Origin of the sequence: Candidatus Albibeggiatoa sp. nov. BB20, assembly GCA_016744725.1 — a bacterium.
Classification (GTDB): domain Bacteria; phylum Pseudomonadota; class Gammaproteobacteria; order Beggiatoales; family Beggiatoaceae; genus Albibeggiatoa.
In genome coordinates this window covers 1-5,608 of the sequence record JADGDW010000222.1, presented here as the reverse complement: position 1 = coordinate 5,608, position 5,608 = coordinate 1, and the positions used below count along the sequence as shown (strand labels likewise).

Below are 5,608 nucleotides of genomic sequence, written 5' to 3'. Positions count from 1 at the left end.
GAGCTATAGTGCCTATGATTAAAAAACAGCTTAATAAAACTGAGTCATCTAAGCTGTAATATACCTGTTGGTAATATTGTAAAGGTAGTGATATAAATTGTAGTGTTAGAGCATGAAACTTATTTTTAATAATTAATATTTTAAGATAAAGTGGTGCTGCATTTTACATTGCTACCAGAACATGAGCTTTAAATGGTCTTTTGTACAGCCTGTTCTAAATGGGCAACCTTTTGGGCTAACAAGATATAAATCACACACCAACTGATTAAAATAATCGATTGCCAGAAAGATGTTACAAATACGGCAATAATTGCAGAAATACTACAGGCCAACATCAAGCCATATTGCCATAAAACGGTTTTGCGATGCCCCCATCCTAGTTGTACTAATCTTTGATAATAATGGGTTTTATGTGCATGCCATATCTTTTCTCCATCAAGGAATCGCCATACTAAGGTCATGGTTGCATCAACAATAAAAGGTGAGAAAATTAAAACGGCAATCCAAACAGGATATAAACCCCAAGATGCACCCCATAAACTCATCAATGCAGCCAAATAGCCTAAACTGGATGAACCTGTATCGCCCATAAATACGGTTGCAGGTGGAAAATTAAGCATTAAAAATCCTAGAGATACCGCAACAATCAGCGTATTTAATAAAACAAATTCATGCGCACCCACTAAACTGCCCAGAATCGCTAATGTACCAAACCCTATCACAGCCATTCCGCCTGCAAAGCCATCCATTCCATCCATAAAATTGTATAAATTGACCATCCATACAATAAATAAGCTAGAAACAATAAGTTTTAAAAAAGGCGGTAAAATAATTGCAAACATGGGTAGAGAAATACATTGAATCCAAATTTGCCAATCAGACAATAACCAAAAGGCCGCAATAAAATGCACCAATAATCGTAAACCTGCTGATATTGAGCGATAATCATCTATACAAGAAATACTTGCCACAAACAACAACGGCAACCAAAATTGATGTGGCACAACGATGAGTAAATCAGGCATCCAAAAGCTTGCGAGTAAAACCGTGGCCATCAATGAAATCAACATCGCAAGACCACCTACAAGTGGCGTGGGTTGCGTATGCAAAGAACGGTGATTTGGAGAATCAACTAAATCGCGTTGCAGAGCAATATGGGATAAATAGGCGGTTAAGCCCCATGATAGTAGGAACGCGCAGAAAAATAGTAGTAGGCCAAAACTCATAAGATACTGCAATGTCTATGTGATGGGCATGGGTTGAAATGTGAGCAATATGATACGCGGTTTTTGCCGAAAATGGGAATAATTGTTAATACCTATTAGTAACAAACCAAAGACCCATCACAAGCCAAAATGATAACTGCTAAACCTGCTAAAAATGCCAATATATTTAAAAAGGGTAGCAAACTTATATACCAAGCAAATACATTTTTGCCGCGTTTATAACCTAACCATGTTCCTAAAACCGCAAATAAAAAACTGACAGGATAAGTGATAATACTGTAATACATCAGGTTGTTGATAATGCCATACTCAGAACCGGGGGCACTAAATAAAAAGCCTGCACCGATAAAAAACATAGGAAATGGAATAAGCAATAATCCCGATATGATATTAATATTGAGCAATTGTTTTTTTGTAGGTGTTTTCATTATGAATTAGCTGGAAGTGAAGATATGACAAGAAACATCTCAGTTGCATTACCATGCTAAGAGGCTGAAAAAGAATACCATTGTGCATTGTTTTTGAATCGTAATACTGATTTTGCGTTCTCGACAATACAAAAAATGAAATTCTTTTACACGCTCAGAGCATGACAATAAAGGCTGTTTTAAGGAAGATCGTCTACAACAGGTGCACCTTCTTTCTGCACAGGCATCAAATCCGCTTTACTAATACCTAAATACAACGCGGTAGCACTTGCAATGTAGATTGAAGAATAAGTACCAACAACCACACCGACAATCAAGGCAACTGCAAAATTGTGAATCAATTCACCACCTGCAAAGAATAATACCAATAATACCAATAATGTTGTAACCGAGGTCATTACTGTACGACCTAAAATTTGGTTAATGGATCTATTCACCACTTGCTCAGCGTTTTGTTTACGCATTTTCAAGAAATTATCACGAATACGGTCAAATACCACAATCGTATCATTCAATGAATAACCAATTACCGCCAACACCGCAGCCAATACGGTCAAATCAAATTCTAAACCTAATAAGGAGAAAAAGCCGACTGTAATCACAGTATCGTGAATCAACGCCGCAATTGAACCAAATGCAAAACGGTATTCAAAACGCAAAGTAACGTAAATCAAAATCCCGAATAAAGTGAGTAAAATTGCCATCCCACCTTTTTCAACCAATTCACCACCGACTTTAGGCCCAACAAATTCAACTCGACGCATTACAACATCAGGGTCTTGTTGTTGTAATAAGGTTAAAATTTTGCTGCTGAGTTGGTCATTTTTCATGTCTTCATACACGCCTAAACGAATCAACACATCTTTAGTTGTCCCAAAATTTTGTACCACCGCATCTTCAAATCCATTGGAATGTAACAAAGTACGCACTTTGTCTAACTCAGCAGGAATATTATAGCTTACTTCAACTAACGTACCCCCAGTAAAGTCAACGCCATAAGACAGACCTTTAATCCCAATCGACACTAAAGAAATCAGTATCAAAATACCAGAGACCACGGCAGCAGCTTTACGCTTACCAAGAAAATCATAGCTATAATCAAAACGACTCAGAATATTCATATTTTTACCTGTAATCAGCAAACAATTAAGAGCAATTTACGCATTTCCTAAATAGGTTTTACGTTTCTGTTAATTGTTCACTGTGCATTGTTCATTTAATCAGATGGCTAATTTCACTTTAGATTTATTGCCATATACCAAGTTGATAATTGCACGACTGACTAAAATCGCAGTAAACATTGAAGTGATAATGCCTAGTGATAAGGTCACAGCAAAACCTTTAATTGGCCCTGTACCAAAACTGAGTAACATCACGGCTGCAATCAAAGTAGTAATATTCGCATCGGCAATCGTGCCAAAGGCCTTTTCATAACCTGCAAAAATACTGGCTTGTGGCGAGCTATTATTGGCCATTTCCTCTCGGATACGCTCAAAAATCAAAACGTTAGCATCAACTGCCATGCCCAGTGTTAATACAATACCTGCCATACCTGGTAAAGTTAAAGTCGCTTGTAATAAAGACAATAAAGCAATCAAAATCACCACGTTCATCAACAATGCAATGTTAGCAGCCATGCCAAATACTTTATAACGTAATACCATGAATACCATCACAATAAGAAAGCCAATAATAATAGAGAGTTGACCTTGAGCAATATTTTCTTTACCCAAGCTTGGGCCAATCGTACGTTCTTCAACAATTTCCATAGGGGCTTTCAACGCACCTGCACGCAAAATCAAGGCTAAATTAGTGGCTTCTTTCGCGCCTAAACCTGTGATTTGGAAATTATTTGCGAATGGCTCTTGAATCGTAGCAATGTTAACCACTTCTTCTTTTTTCTTGGTTGATTTGATGGTCTGACCGTTAATGACTTTGGTTTCCATTTGATATTCAATAAACACAACCGCCATCGGTTTGCCGACATTTTTAGTGGTTGTTTTTAACATGCGTTTGCCACCCTTGCCATTTAAGGTCACGTGGGTTGCAGGTGAGCCACTATTTTGGTCAAAACCAGAAGTTGCATTGGTGATTTGATCGCCAGAAACAATGACACTGTTTTTCAACAAGACGGGTGAACCATCACGACGATGATACAATTTTGAACCACGTGGTTTAGTCCCATTATTTTCCGCATCCATCCAATTTTGATAATCACCTTCGGTCAAACGGAATTCTAAACTGGCGGTCGCACCTAAGATTTCTTTAGCCCGTGCGGTATCTTGAATACCTGGTAATTGTACGATGATACGCTCATCACCTTGTTGTTGAATCACAGGCTCAGCCACCCCTAATTCATTGACACGGTTACGTAATGTGGTAATGTTTTGTTGTAAGGCATCACGACGACGCTGAGTCAGTGAACTATCGGTAAATGAAAATTGCAAACCATATTCTTCTGCACTGCCATATTCCACGACTTTTAAATCTTGATAATCTGTAGCTAATAATTGCTTTGCTTTATCACGATATGTTGCTTCTCTAAATAAGACTTTAATACCTTGATTTCGTGAACGTTGTAGGCCTTGGTTATATAATTTCTTTTCACGAAAAACCAATTTAAGCTCGTCAATAAGCAGCTCTTCATCTTGCTTAATCGCTTCATCCATATCCACTTCCATTAAGAAATGGACACCACCACGTAAATCTAAACCTAAATACATTGGTTTCGCGCCTAATGCAGCCAGCCAACTCGGTGTGGCAGGGGCTAGGTTTTGTGCAACGACAAAATCCTTACCCATATCATCTTTTAATAAAGAGTATGCTTTTAATTGCACTTCTGTATCCGCAAAGCGAATTAACAATTGATTTTCGTCCAATTCAACTTGAATGTAGTCAATATTGGCCGCTTTCAATTTAGCTAACGCTTTATCTTTTACATTTTCATCCATTTTTGTATCGCGAGCATAACCAGCAGAAATTTGTACAGCTGGGTTTTCACCAAATAAGTTTGGCAACGCGTACAAGGTACATACAGCAATTACAAATACAATCAGTAAATTTTTCCAAAGTGGGTAATGATTCATTGTTTGTTATTACATCCTTTTGTCATGGGCACAGGGCTTTCCATCTTTATAAATAAGACGATAAAATTTGCCCTATTTTGCATTGTTGCTTATAAGTTCTTCATTGTACCTTTTGGCATAATGGAAGATACTGCTTGGCGTTGAATCTTCACCTCAGTATTTTGCGCAATTTGGATTTGAATGAAATTTTCACCAATATCAATAATTCGACCTAATAAGCCACCATTGGTTACAATTTCATCACCTTTTTGTAGTGATGTGACCATATTGTTGTGATCTTTAACTCGTTGTTGCTGTGGACGAATTAAAAGGAAGTAGAACACCACAATCAAAATGACTAGGGGAATAAAGCTTGCGAATCCACCACCTTGAGTCGCGGTTGCACCTTCTGCATGAGCGGCTGCAATTAGAAAATCCATACAATATCAATCCTTGGTTATTATTCGGTAAATGCTATATTATGCCATAGCTTTGAGTATTTTGGATTTTAGATTGAATTGATTTAAGACAATAAAAGTAATATCTTCTAAAAAAATCGCATTTATACTCGTCTCGTTGTTTTGTCATAGATTATGAAGGTCGAGACTCTTCGAGGAAATAGTTATCCTGATGGCTAACATCTTACCTAATTTAGATGATGCAAAGATTAAAAAAAGAACATAAACCATACATGCCAAACTGATCTGAGCATATTAGGAAGTACTCTAAATTAAATCTAAAAGTCCTAACGGGTATTCTGTAACTGGTATTGATCCAATTTATAACTACGTATGTTCTTAAAATAGAATAGCTTATGAATTAAATAAGCTTTGCCTAGCACTGGGGAATATATGAACACAAAACAATTTGAAACAGATTATTACTACAT

5 protein-coding genes are annotated in these 5,608 nt (G+C 37.1%); all 5 read right to left on the bottom strand.

The window, feature by feature from the left end:
• Positions 1-188: 188 nt before the first annotated feature.
• On the bottom strand, positions 189-1,226 hold the full coding sequence (locus tag ABXH34_RS17385; RefSeq protein ID WP_353573151.1) for an MraY family glycosyltransferase: 1,038 nt from the start codon (positions 1,224-1,226) through the stop codon (positions 189-191).
• Between the two features lie 95 nt (positions 1,227-1,321).
• Positions 1,322-1,654, bottom strand: a complete 333-nt coding sequence (locus ABXH34_RS17380; protein WP_353573150.1) for a hypothetical protein — start codon at positions 1,652-1,654, stop codon at positions 1,322-1,324.
• Between the two features lie 179 nt (positions 1,655-1,833).
• The gene (gene secF / locus ABXH34_RS17375; RefSeq protein ID WP_353573149.1) at positions 1,834-2,775 is read right to left on the bottom strand and encodes a protein translocase subunit SecF; all 942 of its coding nucleotides are present in this window, start codon (positions 2,773-2,775) and stop codon (positions 1,834-1,836) included.
• Between the two features lie 99 nt (positions 2,776-2,874).
• Positions 2,875-4,740, bottom strand: coding sequence for a protein translocase subunit SecD (gene secD, locus ABXH34_RS17370; RefSeq protein WP_353573148.1), 1,866 nt, complete (start codon positions 4,738-4,740; stop codon positions 2,875-2,877).
• A gap of 89 nt (positions 4,741-4,829) precedes the next feature.
• Positions 4,830-5,159: a preprotein translocase subunit YajC gene (gene yajC, locus ABXH34_RS17365; protein ID WP_353573147.1), complete on the bottom strand. Its 330-nt coding sequence runs from the start codon at positions 5,157-5,159 to the stop codon at positions 4,830-4,832.
• Positions 5,160-5,608: the final 449 nt, after the last annotated feature.